15 protein-coding genes are annotated in these 19,796 nt (G+C 63.7%); 11 read left to right on the plus strand and 4 right to left on the minus strand.

From position 1 onward, the window contains the following. Window positions 1-93: 93 nt before the first annotated feature. Window positions 94-2,679, minus strand: a complete 2,586-nt coding sequence (gene acnB, locus NH8B_RS11735; RefSeq protein WP_014087496.1) for a bifunctional aconitate hydratase 2/2-methylisocitrate dehydratase — start codon at window positions 2,677-2,679, stop codon at window positions 94-96. 186 nt (window positions 2,680-2,865) lie between these two features. Between acnB and gcvA the strand changes: the two genes are divergently transcribed. The 7 genes from gcvA to NH8B_RS11770 all read left to right on the plus strand — a co-directional run bounded on the left by gcvA (window position 2,866) and on the right by NH8B_RS11770 (window position 13,027). After that, entirely contained in the window at window positions 2,866-3,768 is a 903-nt protein-coding gene (gene gcvA / locus NH8B_RS11740) for a transcriptional regulator GcvA (RefSeq protein WP_008952902.1), read from the plus strand. 71 nt (window positions 3,769-3,839) lie between these two features. Next, window positions 3,840-6,647, plus strand: a complete 2,808-nt coding sequence (gene acnA, locus NH8B_RS11745; protein WP_014087497.1) for an aconitate hydratase AcnA — start codon at window positions 3,840-3,842, stop codon at window positions 6,645-6,647. A 269-nt stretch (window positions 6,648-6,916) separates the two neighbouring features. Further along, complete coding sequence (locus NH8B_RS11750; protein ID WP_014087498.1) at window positions 6,917-7,471, plus strand: TRAP transporter small permease subunit; 555 nt, start codon at window positions 6,917-6,919, stop codon at window positions 7,469-7,471. Continuing rightward, window positions 7,468-8,976: a TRAP transporter large permease gene (locus tag NH8B_RS11755; RefSeq protein ID WP_014087499.1), complete on the plus strand. Its 1,509-nt coding sequence runs from the start codon at window positions 7,468-7,470 to the stop codon at window positions 8,974-8,976. The genes NH8B_RS11750 and NH8B_RS11755 overlap by 4 nt, the downstream gene beginning before the upstream one ends. Before the next feature lie 77 nt (window positions 8,977-9,053). Continuing rightward, window positions 9,054-10,139, plus strand: coding sequence for a TRAP transporter substrate-binding protein (locus tag NH8B_RS11760; RefSeq protein WP_014087500.1), 1,086 nt, complete (start codon window positions 9,054-9,056; stop codon window positions 10,137-10,139). Between the two features lie 333 nt (window positions 10,140-10,472). Continuing rightward, entirely contained in the window at window positions 10,473-12,581 is a 2,109-nt protein-coding gene (locus tag NH8B_RS11765; RefSeq protein WP_232503454.1) for a putative bifunctional diguanylate cyclase/phosphodiesterase, read from the plus strand. A 164-nt stretch (window positions 12,582-12,745) separates the two neighbouring features. After that, window positions 12,746-13,027: a hypothetical protein gene (locus NH8B_RS11770; RefSeq protein WP_008952908.1), complete on the plus strand. Its 282-nt coding sequence runs from the start codon at window positions 12,746-12,748 to the stop codon at window positions 13,025-13,027. Here NH8B_RS11770 and NH8B_RS11775 read toward each other — a convergent pair. Both NH8B_RS11775 and argE read right to left on the minus strand, forming a co-directional pair. Continuing rightward, window positions 13,018-13,410, minus strand: a complete 393-nt coding sequence (locus tag NH8B_RS11775) for a cupin domain-containing protein (RefSeq protein ID WP_014087502.1) — start codon at window positions 13,408-13,410, stop codon at window positions 13,018-13,020. The two genes, NH8B_RS11770 and NH8B_RS11775, sit on opposite strands and share 10 nt — an antisense overlap. After that, complete coding sequence (gene argE / locus NH8B_RS11780) at window positions 13,407-14,591, minus strand: acetylornithine deacetylase (RefSeq protein WP_014087503.1); 1,185 nt, start codon at window positions 14,589-14,591, stop codon at window positions 13,407-13,409. Before argE ends, NH8B_RS11775 begins: the two co-directional genes overlap by 4 nt. A 201-nt stretch (window positions 14,592-14,792) precedes the next feature. On the opposite strand from argE, the gene NH8B_RS11785 reads away from it, so the two are divergent. The 4 genes from NH8B_RS11785 (at window position 14,793) to msrB (ending at window position 18,324) form a co-directional block, all read left to right on the plus strand. After that, a complete protein-coding gene (locus NH8B_RS11785) occupies window positions 14,793-16,139 on the plus strand; it encodes a deoxyguanosinetriphosphate triphosphohydrolase (RefSeq protein WP_041703500.1) in 1,347 nt (448 codons plus the stop codon). A gap of 123 nt (window positions 16,140-16,262) precedes the next feature. Continuing rightward, entirely contained in the window at window positions 16,263-17,138 is an 876-nt protein-coding gene (locus tag NH8B_RS11790) for an AEC family transporter (protein WP_014087505.1), read from the plus strand. Window positions 17,139-17,171: 33 nt separating this feature from the next. Continuing rightward, on the plus strand, window positions 17,172-17,819 hold the full coding sequence (locus tag NH8B_RS11795; protein ID WP_014087506.1) for a histidine phosphatase family protein: 648 nt from the start codon (window positions 17,172-17,174) through the stop codon (window positions 17,817-17,819). 109 nt (window positions 17,820-17,928) lie between these two features. Next, the gene (msrB, locus tag NH8B_RS11800; protein WP_014087507.1) at window positions 17,929-18,324 is read left to right on the plus strand and encodes a peptide-methionine (R)-S-oxide reductase MsrB; all 396 of its coding nucleotides are present in this window, start codon (window positions 17,929-17,931) and stop codon (window positions 18,322-18,324) included. An 83-nt stretch (window positions 18,325-18,407) separates the two neighbouring features. Here the strand turns inward: msrB and hflX are convergent, their stop codons facing one another. Further along, complete coding sequence (hflX, locus tag NH8B_RS11805; RefSeq protein ID WP_014087508.1) at window positions 18,408-19,796, minus strand: GTPase HflX; 1,389 nt, start codon at window positions 19,794-19,796, stop codon at window positions 18,408-18,410.

Raw genomic sequence — 19,796 nt, forward strand, 5'->3', positions numbered from 1 at the left:
GCAGCTTTTTACATTGGGGGAATCTTTGGGGGTATCCATCCACTGACGGAAGACAGCATCAGAATACCCAACCAACCGAAACCCTTGCTGTAGTTAGACGTTGACCGTGTCGGCCACTTCCTTGAACTCGTCGATCTGGTCGAAGTTCATGTAGCGGTAAACGTCGGCAGCCTGCTTGTTGATGACGCCGATGTCGGTCATGTACTCTTCCTTGCTCGGGATGCGGCCCAGCTTGGAGCAGATCGCAGCCAGTTCCGCCGAGCCAAGATACACGTTGGTATTCTTGCCCAGACGGTTCGGGAAGTTACGGGTCGAGGTCGACATCACGGTGGCACCTTCGCGCACCTGAGCCTGGTTACCCATGCACAGCGAGCAGCCCGGCATTTCGGTACGGGCACCGGCGGAGCCGAACACGCCGTAGTGGCCTTCGTTGGTCAGCTGCTGAGCGTCCATCTTGGTCGGCGGAGCCACCCACAGTTTGACCGGGATATCGCGCTTGCCTTCCAGCAACTTGGAAGCGGCACGGAAGTGACCGATGTTAGTCATGCACGAACCGATGAACACTTCGTCGATCTTGGCGCCGGCAACTTCGGACAGGGTCTTCACGTCGTCCGGGTCGTTCGGGCAGGCCACGATCGGCTCGTGGATATCGGCCAGATCGATCTCGATCACGGCGGCGTACTCGGCGTCGGCATCCGGCTGCAGCAGTTCACCGTTGGCGATCCACTGTTCCATGGCCTTGATGCGGCGCTCCAGAGTACGTGCGTCCTGGTAGCCGTCGGCGATCATCACCTTCATCAGGGTGATGTTCGACTTCATGTACTCGACGATCGGGTCCTTGTTCAGGCGCACGGAACAACCGGCGGCGGAACGTTCGGCCGAGGCGTCGGACAGTTCGAACGCTTGCTCGACCTTCAGGTTCGGCAGGCCTTCGATTTCCAGGATGCGACCGGAGAAGATGTTCTTCTTGCCGGCCTTGGCCACGGTCAGCAGGCCCTGCTTGATGGCGTAGAGCGGAATCGCATTGACCAGATCACGCAGGGTGACGCCCGGTTGCATTTCGCCCTTGAAGCGCACCAGCACCGATTCCGGCATGTCGAGCGGCATCACGCCGGTGGCGGCGGCAAAGGCTACCAGACCGGAGCCGGCCGGGAAGGAAATGCCGATCGGGAAGCGGGTGTGCGAGTCACCACCAGTGCCGACGGTATCCGGCAGCAGCAGGCGGTTGAGCCAGGAGTGGATCACGCCGTCGCCCGGGCGCAGGGACACGCCGCCACGGGTGGAGATGAACGCCGGCAGTTCCTTGTGCGTCTTCACGTCGACCGGCTTCGGGTAGGCCGCGGTATGGCAGAACGACTGCATCACCAGGTCGGCGGAGAAGCCCAGGCAAGCCAAGTCTTTCAGCTCGTCACGGGTCATCGGGCCGGTGGTGTCCTGCGAGCCGACGGTGGTCATCTTCGGTTCGCAGTAGGTGCCCGGACGTACGCCCTGACCTTCCGGCAGACCACAGGCGCGGCCGACCATCTTCTGCGCCAGCGAGAAGCCCTTGCCGGAATCGACCGGTGCGGTCGGCAGGCGGAATTCGGTGGAGGCCGGCAGACCCAGCGCTTCGCGCGCCTTGCTGGTCAGGCCACGGCCGATGATCAGGTTGATACGGCCGCCAGCGCGCACTTCGTCCAGGATCACGTCGGACTTGAGCGCGAACTCGGCGATCTTTTCGCCGTTCTTCTCAATCTTGCCTTGATACGGGTAGATGTCGACCACGTCGCCCATGTCCATCTTCGACACGTCGACTTCGATCGGCAGCGCGCCGGAGTCTTCCTGGGTGTTGAAGAAGATCGGAGCGATCTTGCCGCCGAGGCACACGCCGCCGAAGCGCTTGTTCGGCACGAACGGGATGTCTTCGCCGGTCGCCCAGATCACGCTGTTGGTGGCAGATTTGCGGGAGGAGCCGGTGCCGACCACGTCGCCGACATAGGCCACCAGGTTGCCCTTGGCTTTCAGGTCTTCGATGAACTGGATCGGGCCGCGCTTGCCGTCTTCTTCCGGGGTGATGCCGGGACGGGCGTTCTTCAGCATGGCTAGGTAGTGCAGCGGGATGTCCGGGCGCGACCAGGCGTCCGGAGCCGGCGACAGGTCGTCGGTGTTGGTTTCGCCGGTGACCTTGAACACGGTCACGGTGATTTTTTCCTGCACGGCCGGACGGCTGGTGAACCACTCGGCGTTGGCCCAGGATTCGACCACTTCGCGGGCGAACGTGTTGCCGGCGTCCATTTTTTCCTTCACGTCGTGGAAGGAGTCGAACATCAGCAGGGTTTTCTTCAGGCCGTTGGCGGCGATCTGGGCCACGGAGGCATCGTCCAGCAGGTCGATCAGCGGCTTGATGTTGTAGCCACCCAGCATGGTGCCGAGCAGTTCGGTGGCTTTTTCGCGGGAGATCAGCGCACAGGCCACGTCGCCGTCGGCCACGGCGGCCAGGAAGGACGCCTTGACCTTGGCAGCGTCATCCACGCCCGGCGGCACGCGGTGGGTGATCAGCTCGACCAGGAAATCTTCTTCGCCCTTGGGCGGGTTTTTCAGGAGCTCGACCAGCTCTTCGGTCTGTTTGGCGGAAAGCGGCAGCGGCGGAATGCCGAGAGCGGCACGCTCGGCAACATGTTGGCGGTAAGCTTCAAGCATCGTTCTTAACCTTTACGCTGGAGATGTTGGTGATTGAGTCGGCCGGCAATTGGTATGACTCCTGCCAGCTAGCGCCCTGGGGAGATCGCATTCTCTCCCCTATTTTTTGATGCTGGAAGATTACGCGGTCTGGCCCTCGCTTACAAACGAGTAATCGCCACAGCGCCTGTGAGTTAAAATCACAGTATGAATACCTATCCTCCTCTCAATGCCTTGCGCATTTTCGAAGCGGCAGCAAGGCTGGAAAGCTTCTCGGCCGCGGCCAACGAGCTCTTCATCACCCATGGCGCTGTGAGCAAGCAGATCAAGCAGCTGGAAGAATGGCTGGGCGTGAAGCTGTTCGACCGCACCGGCGGGCGGGTCAAGCTGAGCGATACCGGTTGGCGCTATCTGATCCAGGTGCAGGACGGGCTCGACCTGATCGCCAACGCCACCTCGCAGTTGTTGCAACCGGACCGGCTGCGGCGGCTCACGGTCAACTCCACCCCGACCTTTGCGCGGCATTGGCTGCTGCCCCGGCTGACCCAGTTTCGCGACGCCTACCCGGACGTGGAACTGCACCTGGTCACCTCCGACCGCGACATCGGCCGCCTCGATACCCCCTTCGACATCGCCATCCGGCGCGGCCCCGGCGACTGGCCGGGCCACATCGCCAAGCCCTTCCTGGAAGAGTGGGAGCTGCCGCTGTGCAGCCCCGCGCTGCTGGAGCGGGCGCCCGTCGCCAGCCCCGCCGACCTTGCCCGCCACACCCTGCTCTACGCCGACACCCGCCCAACCGCCTGGCAACGCTGGCTCACGCTGGCCGGGGTGCCGGACCTGAAGCCGGCCAGCACGCTGCACTTCGATCGCTTCTCGCTGGCGTTGGAGGCGGCCATGGACGGACTGGGCGTGGTGCTCGGGCCGATGCCGATGGCGCAAGACGAAATTGCCCGCGGCCGCCTGACCACGCCACTGTCGAGCCCCATCGTACCGGTACGGGCCTACTGCTGGGTCGCACCGCGTACCGCCGTGGACGACCCGACCGTCAGCGCCTTCTGCCACTGGCTGGAGACCTGTGCCGCCGGGCTCAGCGTGCCGCCGACCGCCTGAAGGCAGCGAAATCACGTCGATTGGCCATAATGAAAGGTACGTTTTAGCGGCGCAACCGGCAGGAAGAGACCATGGACAACAACCCGTTCAACACCCTCAAGACCATCGAGACGCACCCCGGCAACCCCCTGCTCTACCATTCGTTACCGGCCCTGGAGGCGGCCGGCCTGGGCGCGGTGTCGCGCCTGCCGGTGTCGATCCGCATCGTGCTGGAGTCGGTGCTGCGGCATTGCGACGGCAAGAAAGTCACCGAGGCGCATGTGCGTCAGCTGGCCGCCTGGCAGCCGAACGCCCCGCGTACCGACGAGATTCCCTTCGTCGTTGCGCGCGTGGTACTGCAGGACTTCACCGGCGTGCCGCTGCTGGCCGATCTGGCAGCAATGCGCAACGTGGCCGACGAGATGGGCAAGAACCCGAAGCTGATCGAGCCCCTGGTGCCGGTCGACCTGGTGGTGGACCACTCAGTGATGATCGACCATTACGGCGGCCCGGATGCGCTGCGCCTCAACATGGAGCTGGAATTCGAGCGCAACCGCGAACGCTACCAGTTCATGAAGTGGGGCATGCAGGCGTTCGATACTTTCAAGGTAGTCCCGCCGGGCATCGGCATCGTGCACCAGGTGAACCTGGAATACCTGTTCCGCGGCGTGCAGATCCGTGACGGCGTGGTGTTCCCCGACACGCTGGTCGGCACCGACAGCCATACCACCATGATCAACGGTGTCGGCGTGGTCGGCTGGGGGGTGGGCGGCATCGAGGCGGAGGCGGCCATGCTGGGTCAGCCGGTGTACTTCCTGACGCCAGACGTGGTGGGCGTGGAACTGACCGGCAGGTTGGCCGAAGGCATCACCGCCACCGATCTGGTGTTGACCGTGACCGAACTGCTGCGCCGCCAGAAGGTGGTCGGCAAGTTCGTCGAGTTTTACGGTGAAGGCACCGCCAGCCTGACCGTGACCGACCGCGCCACCATCGCCAACATGGCCCCGGAGTACGGCGCCACCATGGGCTTCTTCCCGGTGGACGAGAAAACGGTCGATTACCTGAAAAAGACCGGTCGCAGCGATAGCGAAGTGGAACACTTCGAGGACTATTTCCGCGCCCAGGGGCTGTTTGGCGTGCCCCGTGCGGGCGAGATCGACTACAGCATGACGCTGCGGCTCGATCTGTCCAGCATCGTGCCGTCGCTGGCCGGGCCGAAACGCCCGCAGGACCGCATCGAATTGGCGGCGATGAAAGAGAATTTCACCCACCTGTTTTCCTTGCCGGCGGCACAGAACGGCTTCAACAAGCACGCCGACGAGCTGACGCAACGTTATCCCACCCAGGCCGCTGCCGGCGACGACGCCCCGGTGCCGGCTGTACGTCATCAGATCGAGATGGTCGATGACCACCCCATGCTCGACCGCAGGGAGCCAGGCACGGACACCGAACCCGAAACGCCGGCCATGGATATCGGCAGCGGTGACGTACTGATCGCCGCCATCACCAGTTGCACCAACACCTCCAACCCCAGCGTGCTGCTGGCGGCCGGTCTGTTGGCGCAAAAGGCCGTCGCCAAGGGGCTGACGGTCCATCCACGCGTCAAGACCAGCCTGGCACCCGGTTCACGCGTGGTGACCGACTACCTGGGAACGGCCGGCTTGCTGGAGCCGCTGGCCCGGCTCGGCTTCCACGTCGCCGCCTACGGCTGCACCACCTGCATCGGCAACGCCGGCGACCTGCGCCCCGAGTTCAACGAGGCCATCACCCGCCACGACCTGGTCTGCGCCGCCGTGCTGTCCGGCAACCGCAACTTCGAGGCACGCATTCACCCCAACCTGCGCGCCAATTTCCTCGCCTCGCCCCCGCTGGTGGTGGCGTTCGCGCTGGTCGGACGCGTCACCATCGACATGACGCGCGAGCCACTGGGCATCGGCCGGGATGGCCAGCCGGTCTACCTCAAGGACATCTGGCCCAGCTCGGAGGAAGTGGCCGCGCTGCTGCCGCGCGCCATGGACCCGGACACCTTCCGCCGGCTGTACGGCGACTTCACCCACGACCACGACCTGTGGAACGCCATCGCCGCGCCGCTCGGCAACGTCTACAGTTGGCCGAAGTCGACCTATATCGCCCGTCCGCCGTTCTTCGACGGCTTCTCGATGCAGCCCGGCAAGGTCGACGACATCCGGGGAGCGCGCGCCTTGCTAATGCTCGGCGATTCGGTGACCACCGATCACATCTCCCCTGCCGGCTCATTCCGTGACAGCACCCCGGCCGGACAGTATCTATTGGCCGAAGGGGTCACGAAAAAGGACTTCAACAGCTACGGCAGCCGGCGCGGCAATCACGAGGTCATGATCCGTGGCACCTTTGCCAACGTCCGCGTCAAGAACCTGATGCTGCCGGCCAAGGACGACGGCAGCCGGGTCGAAGGCGGCTACACCCTGTTCGACGGCCATCAGACCACGGTCTACGACGCGGCGATGAAGTATTGCCACCGCGGCACCCCGACCATGGTGTTCGCCGGCGAGGAATACGGCACCGGCTCCAGCCGCGACTGGGCCGCCAAGGGCACCCTGCTGTTGGGCGTCAAGGCGGTGGTGGCCAAGAGCTTCGAACGCATTCATCGCTCCAACCTGGTCGGCATGGGGGTCTTGCCGCTGCAGTTCCAGAATGGGGACAGCTGGGAAAGCCTGGACCTCGGCAGTGACGACAGCTTCGACATCGTCGGTATCGAACAGGGCCTCAAGCCTCAACAGGAACTGACGCTACGCATCACCCGTCCGGACGGGAGGCAGCGCGACGTCATCTTGCGCTCTCGCATCGATACCTCGATCGAGGTCGAATACTACCTTCACGGCGGCATCCTGCCCTACGTATTACGGGAACTGATGCAGTAACCCCCTCCCGATTCTTCCCTCTGCTGCAACACAAAGCGGTACGTCCCGGGGCCGAGCGTGAGCCCGGGTCGCACCGCTCTTTCCATCGCCTTCCTTCGCCCGTGGCAAGACAACCCGGCACGTCCAAGGGTAAACCCGCATACCTAAACACCTTCTCAAAGACTATTCCATATGCTTAGATAGTTCGAACCGGCGCAGACCGGCCTATCGCTCGAACGATAAGGTTCCGCCCAGCGGCGGCATCAGGAAGAACTACAAAGGAGACTTACGTGCACTCGTTGCTCGCCTTGTCGCGTCTCATCGACGGGATCACCGCACGCATCGGCCGTTCCGCCTCATGGATCGTGCTGATCGTCGTGCTCATCAGCGCCGGTAACGCCGTTATCCGGAAACTGTTCAACGTCAGCTCCAACGCCTTTCTCGAAATCCAGTGGTATTTGTTCTCGGCCATGTTTCTTTTGGCTGCCGCCTACACCCTGCAACGCAACGAGCACATCCGCATCGACCTCCTGGCGGGCCGGCTCTCCAAGCGCGGCCAAGCCGTGCTCGACATCGTCTGCACGGTGCTCTTCCTGCTCCCGATGACCTCCATCATCGCCTGGTACGGCTGGCCGATCTTCATCGACGCCTTGCGCAGCGGAGAGATGTCGTCTGACCCCGGCGGGCTGATCCGCTGGCCGATCCTGATGTTGATTCCGATCGGCTTCACGCTGCTGTTGCTGCAAGGGGTATCCGAGATCATCAAGCGCGTCGCGTTCCTGCAGGGCCTGGCACCCGACCCGTCCGAGAAGACGCTGGATCCGCACAAGGAGGAGCACGTATGAACCTGGAAATGATGGCTCCCGTGATGTTCGGATCGCTGATCGTGTTTCTCCTGATCGGCTATCCGGTGGCCTTCGCGCTGGGCGCGGTCGGCCTGCTGTTCAGCTGGATCGGCATTCACTTCGATCTGCTGCGCCCCGAGCTGCTGCAAGCCCTGCCGCGCCAGGTGTTCGACATCATGAAGAACGACACCCTGCTGGCCATCCCCTTCTTCACCTTCATGGGGCTGATCCTTGAGCGCAGCGGCATGGCCGAAGACATGCTCGACACCATCGGCCAACTGTTCGGCCGTATCCGTGGCGGACTGGCCTTCGCCGTGATCTTCGTGGGCGCCCTGCTCGCCGCCACAACCGGCGTGGTGGCCGCTTCGGTGATCTCGATGGGCCTGATTTCGCTGCCGATCATGTTGCGTTACGGCTACGACAAACGCATTGCCACCGGCGTCATCGCCGCTTCCGGCACGCTGGCGCAGATCATTCCGCCCAGCCTGGTGCTGATCGTGCTGGCCGACCAGCTGGGCACCTCGGTAGGCGACATGTATGCCGGAGCAATGGCTCCGGGGCTGCTGCTGTGCCTGCTCTACGCCGTGTTCATCTTCGCCGTGACCATGGCAAGACCGCACTGGGCGCCGGCCTTGCCCGCCGAGGCGCGCACCCTGCATGGACTGGCGCTGGCCAGCCGCGCCCTGTTCGTGATGGTGCCGCCGCTGCTGCTGATCTTTCTGGTGCTGGGCACCATCTTCCTCGGCATCGCCACCCCGACCGAAGGCGGTGCGATGGGCGCCGTCGGCGCGCTGATCCTGGCCATCCTGAACCGGCGCCTGAGCCTATCGCTGCTGCAGCAGGCGATGGATTCCACCCTCAAACTGTCTACCTTCGTGGTGTTCATCCTGATCGGTGCACGGGTGTTCCGCATCGCCTTCCTCGGCGTGGACGGCGACCGCTGGGTGGAGCACCTGCTGACCTCATTGCCGGGTGGCTCGACCGGCTTCCTGATCGTGGTCAACCTGTTGGTGTTCTTCCTGGCCTTCTTCCTCGATTTCTTCGAGATCGCCTTCATTCTGGTACCGCTCCTGGCTCCCGTGGCCCAGAAACTCGGTATCGATCTGGTATGGTTTGGCGTGATCCTCGGGGTCAACATGCAGACGTCGTTCATGCACCCGCCGTTCGGCTTCGCCTTGTTCTACCTGAAGAGCGTGGCCCCCAAATCGATCAAGACCACCGACATCTACTGGGGCGCCATCCCCTACGTCGTGATCCAGCTTTTCATGGTGGGCCTGATCATCACCCTGCCGGGGCTGGTAACGTCGTTTGTCGGCCATGAAGCCCTGACCAGTGCCAGCGAGGCCGAAGCCACGCTGCAGCAGATGGGGGACACCTCCCCCACAGCCTCGTCGGGAACCATCGAGATTCCATCGCCCCCCCAGGAAAGTTCTGCCCCAGCGGGTGAGGCCGCCAGCGACTCGAGCGCCGAGCTGCTCAAACAACTCACCGGCGATGGCAAGTGAATCCGCCGAATCCCTTCAGCCGGGGCGGCACCGACCGCCCCACTGACGACAGCAGCACACAACAAAGGAGACAAAACGTGGAACGACGCTCATTTCTGAAGAAAGCCGGTGCCTCCGGCCTGGCTGCAGCGGCCGTTTCGGCCCCCGCCCTCGCCGCCGACACGCCGACCGTCCGCTGGCGCCTGGCCTCCAGCTTCCCCAAGAGCCTGGACACCATCTACGGCGGCGCCGTCACCCTGGCCAACCGCATCAGCCAGCTCACCGGCGGCAAATTCCAGATCCGGGTGTTCGCCGGTGGGGAAATCGTGCCGGGCACCCAGGTGCTGGACGCGGTCCAGAACGGTACCGTCGAATGCGGCCACAGCTGCGGCTATTACTATGTCGGCAAGAACAAGGCCTTCGGCTTCGACACCTCGGTGCCGTTCGGCCTGACCTCGCGCCAGCAAGCCGCCTGGATGTACTACGGCAACGGCCTCAAGCTGCTGCGCGAGCTCTACGCCCAATACAACATCGTCAACTTCCCGGGCGGCAACACCGGCACGCAGATGGGCGGCTGGTTCCGCAATGAAGTGAAGTCGCTGGCCGACCTCAAGGGCCTGAAGATGCGCATCCCGGGCCTGGGTGGCGAGGTCATGGCCCGCCTGGGAGCCGTACCGCAGACCATCGCCGGCGGGGATATCTACCCGGCACTGGAAAAAGGCACCATCGACGCCACCGAGTGGGTCGGCCCGTACGACGACGAGAAGCTCGGTTTCTACAAAGTCGCCAAGCACTACTACTACCCCGGTTTCTGGGAGCCGGGCCCGCAGATCACCTTCTTCGTCAACACCAAGGAATGGGCCAAGCTGCCGAAGGAATACCAAGCGGCCTTCGAAGCGGCGGCAGCCGAAGCCAACATCCTGATGCAGGCGGAATACGATGCCAAGAACCCGCAGGCGCTGGTGAGCCTGTTGCAGAAAGGCGTCAAGCTGCACAAGTATCCATTGGACATTCTCAAGGCGGGGCAGAAGGCGGCCTTCGAGATGTACGAGGAAGAAGCCGCCAAGAACCCCATCTTCAAGAAAATCTACACCGACTGGAAGAAATTCCGCACGCTCGAACATGGCTGGTTCAACCTGGCGGAAGCGTCGATGGAAAGCTTCATGTACAGCAACCGCAAGTAAACCAGCCCACCCGGCCCCGGGTGCGCCAAGCCCTCGCCGAGATACGGTGAGGGCTTTTTTGCGGTTATTCCACACATGCCGCAGACGTAAAGACAAGCCCGCACGCCAGGTCTCACGTCTTGCCCGTGACCGTCGAACACAGTGCGGCCTGCCGCACCGTCGCCCGCTTACCCGCCACGATTTCGCTAACGAGTCCGCAAGTATCCCGGATAGATGCAGTAGAATATGGCCGGTCTGGCGCTGCAATTGCCACTGCCGACGCGTCGCTCAGCCCCTATCCAACCCATGGTTTATCCCGACCGGGACAGATCCGCCCCTTGTGATTACCGCCAGATGGAAGCCTCCCGCCTCGATTCACTGACCGAAGACCTGCTGCGAGAGGCGGACAGCCTGTTCCTCGAGCTTCTGCACAACGATCTGGTCGGGGTGTATATCATCCAGGACAACCGCTTTCTCTACGCCAACACCCATCTGGCCGAACTTTTCGGCTACACGCAGGCGGAATTGTGCGGAACACTCGGACCGATGGACCTGACGGCGCCAGAGTTTCGACACATCGCCAAACGCGCCATCGACCGCCGCATCAACAACGAAGCAACGACCAGCCGCTATTCATTCGACGGTCTGTGCAAAGATGGCCGCCGTATACAGGTCGAGGTTTTCGGCATCCGTACCGAGTTTGCCGGCCGGCCGGCGATCATCGGCATGATGATCGACAATACCGACCGCCGCCGAGCCGAGCACGCGGTGGAAGAACAGCTGAACTTCACCTCCCAGCTCATTGAAACCATCCCCAGTCCTGTTTTCTACAAGGACGAGGCGGGACGCTATCTGGGCTGCAACGAGGCGTTCGAGCACTATATTGGGCTTCCGCGCAAAGAGCTGATCGGCAAATCCGTTTTCGACATTTCCCCCCGCCACTTGGCTGAACGCTACCACGCCGCCGACCAGGCCCTGTTCGATGCCCCCGGCACCCAGACCTACGAGGCCGAAGTGCAGTCCACCGACGGGACGCTCAAGAACGTCGTGTTCTACAAGGCGACCTTCAACAAGTCGGGTGGCCAGCTTGGCGGCCTGGTGGGCGTCATCCTCGACATCACCGACCGCAAGCGAAGCGAGAAAACCATCTGGCACCAGGCCAATTACGATCTCTTGACCGAGCTGCCGAATCGCCGCCTTTTCCTCGAGCGGCTACAGCAGGGTATCGAGCACGCCAAAGGCTCGGGCAGCGCGCTGGCACTGATGTTCATCGATCTCGACCGCTTCAAGGAGGTCAATGACATGCTGGGGCATAAGGTGGGGGACCAGCTACTGTCGCAAGCCGGCCAGCGCATTGCCGACTGCGTGCGCGAGACGGGCCTGGTGGCCCGCTTGGGAGGTGACGAATTCACGGTCATCCTCGAGAACCTGTCGCAACCGACGCCTATCGAGCAGGTCGCCCAATCGATCATCGAAACACTGAGCAAGCCATTCCAGCTGGGGGCTGACGTGGCCTATGTCTCGGCCAGTATCGGTGTCACCCTGTATCCCAAAGACGCGCAGGACATGGATACGCTGCTGATCAACGCCGACCAGGCGATGTACCACGCCAAGGCCTTAGGCAAAAACCGTTTCTGCTACTTCGTACCGTCGATTCAGGCAATATTTGCGGAACGGCTCCAACTCGGCCACGACCTGCGCAGTGCCATGGCCCAGGACCAGCTGGACGTGTACTACCAGCCTATCGTCGATCTTGCCACCGGGCACATCGTCAAGGCGGAAGCCTTGGTGCGCTGGCATCACCCGCGTCGGGGCTGGATCAGCCCGGCGCAGTTCATCCCGATTGCGGAGGACATCGGCCTCATCAACGGGATCGGCGACTGGGTGTTCCGGCGGGCGGCGGGCATGGCCAAGCGCTTGTGGGAGTCTGGCCGCAGCGGAACCCCCGCAGGCGCGCCGCTGCAGATCAGCATCAACAAATCGCCACGCCAGTTTTTCACCGGCCACGCCCATGAAACCTGGATCGACCATCTGCAGGAAATCGGCCTGCCAGCCGAGTGCATTGCCATCGAAATCACGGAGGGGCTGTTGCTGGACGAGCGCCCGGACGTCACCAACAAGTTGCAGCAATTCCGCAGGGCGGGCATCCAGGTCTCGCTGGACGATTTCGGGACCGGCTATTCGGCCATGGCGTACCTGAAGCGGCTCGATATCGACTACCTAAAGATCGACCAGTCCTTCGTGCGCGACATGACGTCCACCCCCAGTGACCGGGCCATCACCGAAGCTATCATCGCCATGTCCCACAAGCTCGGCCTCCGGGTGGTGGCGGAGGGGGTCGAGACGAGGGAGCAACGGGATTTATTGAGTGCGGCAGGCTGTGATTTTGGCCAAGGCTACTGGTTTTCCAGGGCGCTTCCCGAGGACGAGTTTTTCAAGCTCCTGCAGCACTGGCCAGACTGACGCCCATCCGCCGCTGAGGCCAGGCAACACGAGAACGGCGACCGGTGCCCGGCCCAGGCAGCGCCCGGAGGTTCGGGCGCCTTTTGCTTTTGGCCCACTCCCTGACTAGGCTGGAACAGGAAGGCCGGCTTCGGCCAACCATGATCTAAAGGGGTGTTGTCGTCATGAAAAAAGCCATCCTGCTGTTCTGGCCATCGTTCCTGATCGCCGGTTTCGCCACCATGATGTTCTTCTCGATCTTCGATCCCTACGAACTGAGCCTGCACGGTGCCCGGCTGTTCGCCGACAAGCTGACGGCCTATTCGGTATTCTTCCTCATCGCCTGGTCGTTCGGTGCGCTCAACACCGCGATCGTGCTGCTGCTGGAAAAGCCGGTGCAGGACGTCAACCGCTTCTGTCCCGTGCCGCCGCCCTCTGCCAGCATGGGCGATCCGGATCAGGCGTGAGAGGCGTTGCGCTCCACCACGACAAAATACTTGCGCGCCGGTTCGATCACCTCGAACACCCCGGTAAAGCCGGCAGGAATGACCGCGGCCTCGCCGGCACGGACGTCCACCACCTGGCCGTCGGCTTCGTGCAGCCGGACGTGACCTTCGATCACGGCAAAGAACTCGTCCTTGTGCTCGGCAAAGGCGATGCGCCAGGCCCCCTTCTCGCATGACCAGATGCCGGCGCTGACTTCACCGGTCGGGTTCTCGAAATGGCTCCAGGTCAGGCGACGCGGATTGCCGGCGACCAGCCGGTCCGGCCGGGGGTAATCGACGGAGGGCTCAACGGCGGGGTCAGCAAACAGGGTAATGCGCTTGGGTGCTACGGCGCGATCGGTCATGCGGGTCTTCCTGCTGCCGGGGTACAGAGCAGCTCGCCCAGCCTGGCAAGCCACTCGCTGCAGGCGTAGAGCTGTTCCACTTCGACGTATTCGTCGGGACGGTGGGCCTGCTGGATCGAGCCCGGGCCGCACACCACGCTCGGCATCCCCGCTTGATGGAACAGGCCGGCTTCGGTGGCGTAGGCCACACCCTCGCCCTGGCAACAACCGGTCAGCGTTTCGACATACTGCATCACGGCACTCTCCGGCACCGCCTCGAACGCCGGGCAGTACACCGTGGGCTCGATGGTGATGTCGCTCTCCTCTGCCACCGCGCGCATCTCTTCCAGCAGGTTGGAAGCGTAGTCGCGCACCGAGTCGACGTAGCGCTCCGGCTGGTCGCCAGGCAGCCAGCGACACTCGAACACGAATTCGCAGTCCTTGGGGACGATATTGGGCGCGGTACCGCCCTGGATGGTGCCGGTCTGCAAGGTGGTGAACGGGACATCGTACAGGGTATGGCGATGCCCGAACGACGCCTCGGTGTCGGCCAGCTTGCGGATGTGCGTGATCAGCCGGGCCGCGTACTCGATGGCGTTGACCCCGTACGGTGTCAGCGAGGAATGCGCCGCGCGGCCGCTGACGTGGCAGCGGTAATGGGCAATGCCCTTGTGCGCGACCACCGGCTTCATGTCGGTCGGCTCGCCGATGATGCAGCCCGCCACCTTGATGCCGGATTGCTGCAAATCGTCGATCAGTCCGCGGACGCCGAGACAGCCGACTTCCTCGTCGTAGGACAAGGCGATGCCGACCGACTGGGTCAGGCGGCCGGAGTCGGCCAGTTCGAGGAAGAACGGCACCTTGGCGAGCACGCAGGCGATGAAGCCTTTCATGTCGGCCGAGCCGCGGCCGTACAGCTTGCCTTCGCGCTCGACCAACTCGAACGGCGGCGTCTGCCACGCCTGGCCATCGACCGGCACCACGTCGGTGTGCCCGGACAGCACCACGGCCGGCAGCGCGGGGTTCCCGATCTGGGCGAACAGATTGGCCTTGCTGCCGTCGGCATTGAAGGTCAGCCGCGACGCCACGCCAAACGAGTCCAGATAGCGCTGCACCCAGCGGATCAGTTCGAGGTTGGAATGGCGGCTGGTGGTGTCAAACGCCACCAGCGTGGCAAGCAGGTCATGAACGGAAGCGGTCATGCGATTTCCAAGGGCAAGATGTGCTCTAAGGATAATCCAAGCGCGCCCCCTTGCACCATGCCCGACCGGCCGGTTTGACGGGGGCGCGAAGTTGGCCGAAGACCGGCCTGCCGCCGCCATCGGCGCTGCGTCCGGCGCCGGCAAACTGTTATGATCATGACAAACCACTGCGCGCACACAGCCATGACCAAGCCACACTGCATGAAATGGGAACACCTGCTATCGGCCCGGCGCTTCAAGCAGATCGACGGCGAGGTACTGCCCACCCGCACCCCCGCGACCAGCGAGGGCGCCTCCGGGTTGCGCAGCGATTTCCACATCGACCACGACCGGGTGGTGTTCTCCGGCGCCTTCCGCCGCCTGGGGCGCAAGACCCAGGTCCACCCCTTGGCGCAGAACGACCACACCCACAACCGCCTGACGCATAGTGTCGAGGTGGCCAGCGTCGGGCGCAGCCTGGGCAACCGTGCCGGAGTGATGATGCAGCACGCCGGCCAACTGCCCGCCGGCTACACCCCGCACGACATCGGGGCGGTGGTGCAAGTGGCCTGCCTGGCGCACGACATCGGCAACCCGCCGTTCGGCCATACCGGCGAAGACGCCCTGCGTGACTGGTTCCGCGACGAGCGCCACGCCCCGCTGATGGCGGGCCTGAGTCCGGCCGAGCGGCGCGACGTCGAAACCTACGAGGGCAACGCGCACAGCCTGCGCATGCTCGCCACGCTCGAAATGTACGCTGGCGAAGGCGGCATGCGGCTCACCGCGGCGGCGATCGGCGCGCTGATCAAATACCCGTGGACCTCCAGTGCCGAACCGGCCTACCTGCGCGACAAGTTCAACATCTACCAGACCGAACTGCCCTACTTCCGCCAGATTGCCAGCGAACTCGGCCTGATCGAGCGCGGTGCCGACCAGTGGGCGCGCCACCCGCTGTCCTTCCTGATGGAAGCGGCGGACGACATCTGCTACGCCATCCTCGACCTCGAAGACGCGGTCGAGATCGGCATTCTCGACTATTCCGAGTTCGAGAATCTGTTCACCAAGTTCGCCGAGGTCGACAAGCTCTGGGCCACACCGTCGGTGCGCCAGAAATGCGCGATGCTGCGCGGCATGGCCATCGGCCGCTGCGTGGCCGAAGTGGCGGAAAAATTCATGCTGCACCAGGACACGCTGCTGGCAGGCGCCTTCCAGGGCAAGGACCTGATCGACGTGTGCGCGCCCGAAATCCGCGAGACCCTGCTGGAGGCCAAACGGCTGGCCAGCCAAAAGGTGTACCGGCACCGCACCAAGCTGGTGACCGAAATCGCCTCCTTCCCCTGCCTCTCCACCCTGCTCGACGTGCTGGTCCCGGCCGTAGCGGCCAGAGTGCGCGGTGAACGATTGTCCGCGCGCCACACGCTGGCGCTGGGCCTGATGGCGGAAACCCCCTTCACCGACAAGGACACCCCCTACCTGGCCTACATGAAGGTGCTGGACTTCGTCGGCGGCATGACCGACAACTACGCCGCCAACCTGGCGCGTGAAATCTCCGGCGTCGGCATTCTCTGACCGGCTCTTTCGGCCAACCTTGACGACAAGGTTGGCCGAAGCACGGCAAGCCATGGCTTACCCTTGCTTGTCCGGTCAAGACATTTGACCAATAATGGCACCATCCCACCCCGCCTGAGTCCCATGTTCGAACGCATCATCACCATCATTCTTCCCGTCCTGATCATCGTGCTGATCGGCTGGCTCTACGGCCGCAAGATGCGTCCCGACATGAGCGCCGCGAACACGATCAACATGGACGTCTGTGTGCCGCTGCTGGTGTTCTCGGCGCTGGCGGCCAAGGATTTCGATCTCGTCAGCCAGTGGAAGCTGCTGCCGGCCTCCGCTGCGGTGATCCTGCTGTCGGGCCTGCTCGCCTGGCCGGTGGCGCGCGCCACCGGCAACCAGGTGCGCACCCTGCTACCCCCGTCGATGTTCAACAACTGCGGCAACATGGGCCTGCCGCTCGCCCTGCTCGCCTTCGGCCGCAGCGGCTTCAACGCCTTCGTGGTGCTGTTCGTGGTGTCCAACCTGCTGCACTTCACCCTGGGGGCCTTCATCTTCAACCGCCACACCCGCTTCAGCGGCCTGTTGAAGAACCCCATCGTGCTCGCCACGGCGCTGGGGCTGCTATTTGCACTGGCGGGCTGGCATCTGCCCGACGGACTGATGATCGGTCTCAAGATGCTGGGCGACGCCTCCATTCCTCTGATGCTGTTCGCACTGGGAGTGCGCATGGTGGACGCCAACCTGCGCGACTGGAAGATAGGCCTGCTCGGCGCCGCGCTCTGCCCGCTGAGCGGCCTCGCGGCGGCGGCCGTGACCGTGCCGCTGCTGCGACTGTCGCCGGCGCAGGCCGGCCTGGTCTATCTGTTCGGCGTGCTGCCGCCGGCGGTGCTCAATTTCATGATGGCGGAAATCTACCGGCAGGAACCTAGCAAGATGGCGTCGATCGTACTGATTGGCAACCTGGCCAGCCTCGCCTTCGTACCGTTCGGGCTGTGGCTGGCGCTGGGCTGATCGCAACCCGAACCTGACTGCTAGAATGAACCGATGGACCACACTCCGCTGACCCGCTTCTGCTTCGTGCGCCACGGCGAAACCGACTGGAACCGCGAGCGCCGCCTGCAAGGCCAGATCGATACCCCGCTCAACACCACCGGCCAGGAGCAGGCGCAAACATTGAGCCTGGCCCTGACGGCCCGGGCACTGCGTTTCGACGCGCTCTACTGCAGCGATCTGGTGCGCACCCGCCAGACCGCCGCTCCCATCGGACAGGCTACCGGGCTCGACGTCAACCTCGACCCCCTGCTGCGCGAGCGTCACTACGGCCGCCTGCAGGGCCTCACCTATCACGAGGCCGGCGAGGTCATGCCCGACGCCTACCGCCGCCATCGCAACCGCGACCCGCACGACGTCCCGGAAGGGGGCGAGAGCCTGTACGCCTTCCACGTCCGGATTCAGGCCTTCCTGGAGCGGGCGGTGCTCGAACACCCCGGCCAACGGCTGCTCGTCGTCACTCATGGCGGCGTGCTCGACATGGTCTACCGCATCGTCACCGGTAAGCCGCTGACCGAACCGCGCGATTTTCCCATCCCCAACGCCGCCTTCAACTGGATCATCCACCATCAGGGGGCCTGGCAGCTGGAGAAATGGGCGGACAGCGAGCACCTTGGTGGCTCGCTGGACGAATTGCTGTAAGAACCGCCCATCGGCCACGACCAACCGACGCAACCGGCGCGAACCGCGGCCCGGACCGCCGGGCCGACGCCAACAGCCTTCGGCCAAGACGCCCCCACAGGAGCCCACCATGACAGACAAGATAGACAAGAGCGACGCCGAGTGGCGCGCCCAACTGACCCCGGAGCAATACCGCGTCACCCGCCAGGCCGGCACCGAACGCCCCTACAGCGGCGAGCACTACTACCGCCACGCCAGCGGCGATTACCATTGCATCTGCTGCGACGCGCTGCTGTTCCACTCCGACACCAAGTTCGATGCCGGCTGCGGCTGGCCCAGTTTCTGGGAGGAAGCCGTCCCCGGCAGCATCACCCGCATCGAAGACCGCTCGCACGGCATGATCCGCACCGAGGTACGCTGCGCCCGCTGCGACGCCCATCTCGGGCACGTGTTCCCGGATGGCCCGGAACCCACGGGCGAGCGTTATTGCATCAACTCGGTGGCGATCAGCTTCAAGGAGGGCTGAGAGGGCTGTTGCCGTGTTGGTTGCAGGCTGACCATCGCAGCAAGGCCTGGGTCGAACCGCTCAGGCCTTGCTGCGACAGCGCCTCAGACTTCCCAATATTCCTTTTCCCGACCCTGCAAGCCGGGATTGAGCTGCTCGTGCAGACTGCGCAGTTTCTCCGGCTCGCCACGCACGCGGAACCAGCTGCCCTCTTCCTCGGCACGCTCTTCCAGCACTTGGCAGTGGCTGTAGATTTCACCGCGCAGCTGTTGTGCCGACCACGGCAGCAGCAGCTCGTCTTCCACCAGATCCTGCTGGAAAAAGGAAACGATGGTTGCATGCAGGCTGGCCACTTCCTCCGGACGACGCGCACTCATCACCACGCAGCCGGGATAGCGTTCCTGCAGTTCGGCCGTCCAGGCAGCCTGCTCCGCCTCATCGCCGACATGGTCGATCTTGTTGAACACGCGAATTCTCGGCACGTCGTCGGCGCCGATTTCCTGCAGCACCTCGTCGGTCACGTCCAGCTGGCGCTGGAAACCGGGGTCACTGGCATCAATCACATGCAGCAACAGCGCGGCATCCAGTGCCTCTTCCAGCGTAGACTTGAACGAGGCGACCAGTCCGTGGGGCAGGTTCTTGATGAAGCCGACAGTATCGCTGACCAGCACGCGCGGCACACTTTCCGGATAAAGGGCACGCACCGTGGTATCCAGCGTAGCGAACAGCTTGTTGGCCACGAGCACCTCGCTGCCGGTCAGTGCCCGCATCAGCGTGGACTTGCCTGCATTGGTATACCCCACCAGCGACACCCCGCCCAGGCCCAGGCCCTGACGTTCCAGACGGCGTGCGCGCTGGGTCTTGCGCTCCAGTTCCATCGCGATGATTTCGCGTTGCAGCTCGGCGATGCGGTCACGTACCTTGCGACGGTCCAGCTCGGTATGCGATTCACCGGCACCACGCCCCCCCGTACCGCTGCGCTGCCGGCCTTGCGGACCGGCCAGCTTGGCCGCTTCGCGCAGGCGCGGCGCCATATAGCCGAGACGGGCGATTTCCACCTGCGCACGTGCCGCGCGCGAGCGGGCATTGCGATGGAAAATCTCCAGGATGACCATGGTGCGGTCCATCACCTCGCAACCAACGGCCAGCTCCAGATTGCGCGCCTGTGACGGCGAGATTTCGTGGTCCACCAGCAACACGTCGAACTCGACCGTGCTGGAGTCCAGCTCTTGTGGGTCTTCTTCCAGTTCGTCGTTGCGGATGCCACGGTTGACGAACATGCTGATTTCTTCCAGCTTGCCCACGCCCAGATAGGCCGTGCGGTCGAAGCTGTTACGCTTTTGAACAAAGGTCTGCATCACCTGGAAACCCAGCGTCTTGGCCAACTCGCTCAGTTCGTTGAGCGAGGCCTCGAACTCGCTATCGCTGACATCCGGCAACTGGACCGAGGTCACAAGGGCATAACGGGGCTTCTCTTTGACTTCTGTTTGCAT

This window comes from Pseudogulbenkiania sp. NH8B, assembly GCF_000283535.1.
Lineage (GTDB): Bacteria > Pseudomonadota > Gammaproteobacteria > Burkholderiales > Chromobacteriaceae > Pseudogulbenkiania > Pseudogulbenkiania ferrooxidans.

Bases quoted from the DNA above. Each gene is read 5' to 3' on its own strand.
- acnB (WP_014087496.1), bottom strand. From the start codon at position 2,679: ATGCTTGAAGCTTACCGCCAACATGTTGCCGAGCGTGCCGCTCTCGGC.
- gcvA (WP_008952902.1), top strand. From the start codon at position 2,866: ATGAATACCTATCCTCCTCTCAATGCCTTGCGCATTTTCGAAGCGGCA.
- acnA (WP_014087497.1), top strand. From the start codon at position 3,840: ATGGACAACAACCCGTTCAACACCCTCAAGACCATCGAGACGCACCCC.
- NH8B_RS11755 (WP_014087499.1), top strand. From the start codon at position 7,468: ATGAACCTGGAAATGATGGCTCCCGTGATGTTCGGATCGCTGATCGTG.
- NH8B_RS11765 (WP_232503454.1), top strand. From the start codon at position 10,473: ATGGAAGCCTCCCGCCTCGATTCACTGACCGAAGACCTGCTGCGAGAG.
- NH8B_RS11770 (WP_008952908.1), top strand. From the start codon at position 12,746: ATGAAAAAAGCCATCCTGCTGTTCTGGCCATCGTTCCTGATCGCCGGT.
- NH8B_RS11775 (WP_014087502.1), bottom strand. From the start codon at position 13,410: ATGACCGATCGCGCCGTAGCACCCAAGCGCATTACCCTGTTTGCTGAC.
- argE (WP_014087503.1), bottom strand. From the start codon at position 14,591: ATGACCGCTTCCGTTCATGACCTGCTTGCCACGCTGGTGGCGTTTGAC.
- NH8B_RS11785 (WP_041703500.1), top strand. From the start codon at position 14,793: ATGAAATGGGAACACCTGCTATCGGCCCGGCGCTTCAAGCAGATCGAC.
- NH8B_RS11790 (WP_014087505.1), top strand. From the start codon at position 16,263: ATGTTCGAACGCATCATCACCATCATTCTTCCCGTCCTGATCATCGTG.
- NH8B_RS11795 (WP_014087506.1), top strand. From the start codon at position 17,172: ATGGACCACACTCCGCTGACCCGCTTCTGCTTCGTGCGCCACGGCGAA.
- msrB (WP_014087507.1), top strand. From the start codon at position 17,929: ATGACAGACAAGATAGACAAGAGCGACGCCGAGTGGCGCGCCCAACTG.
- hflX (WP_014087508.1), bottom strand. From the start codon at position 19,796: ATGCAAACAGAAGTCAAAGAGAAGCCCCGTTATGCCCTTGTGACCTCG.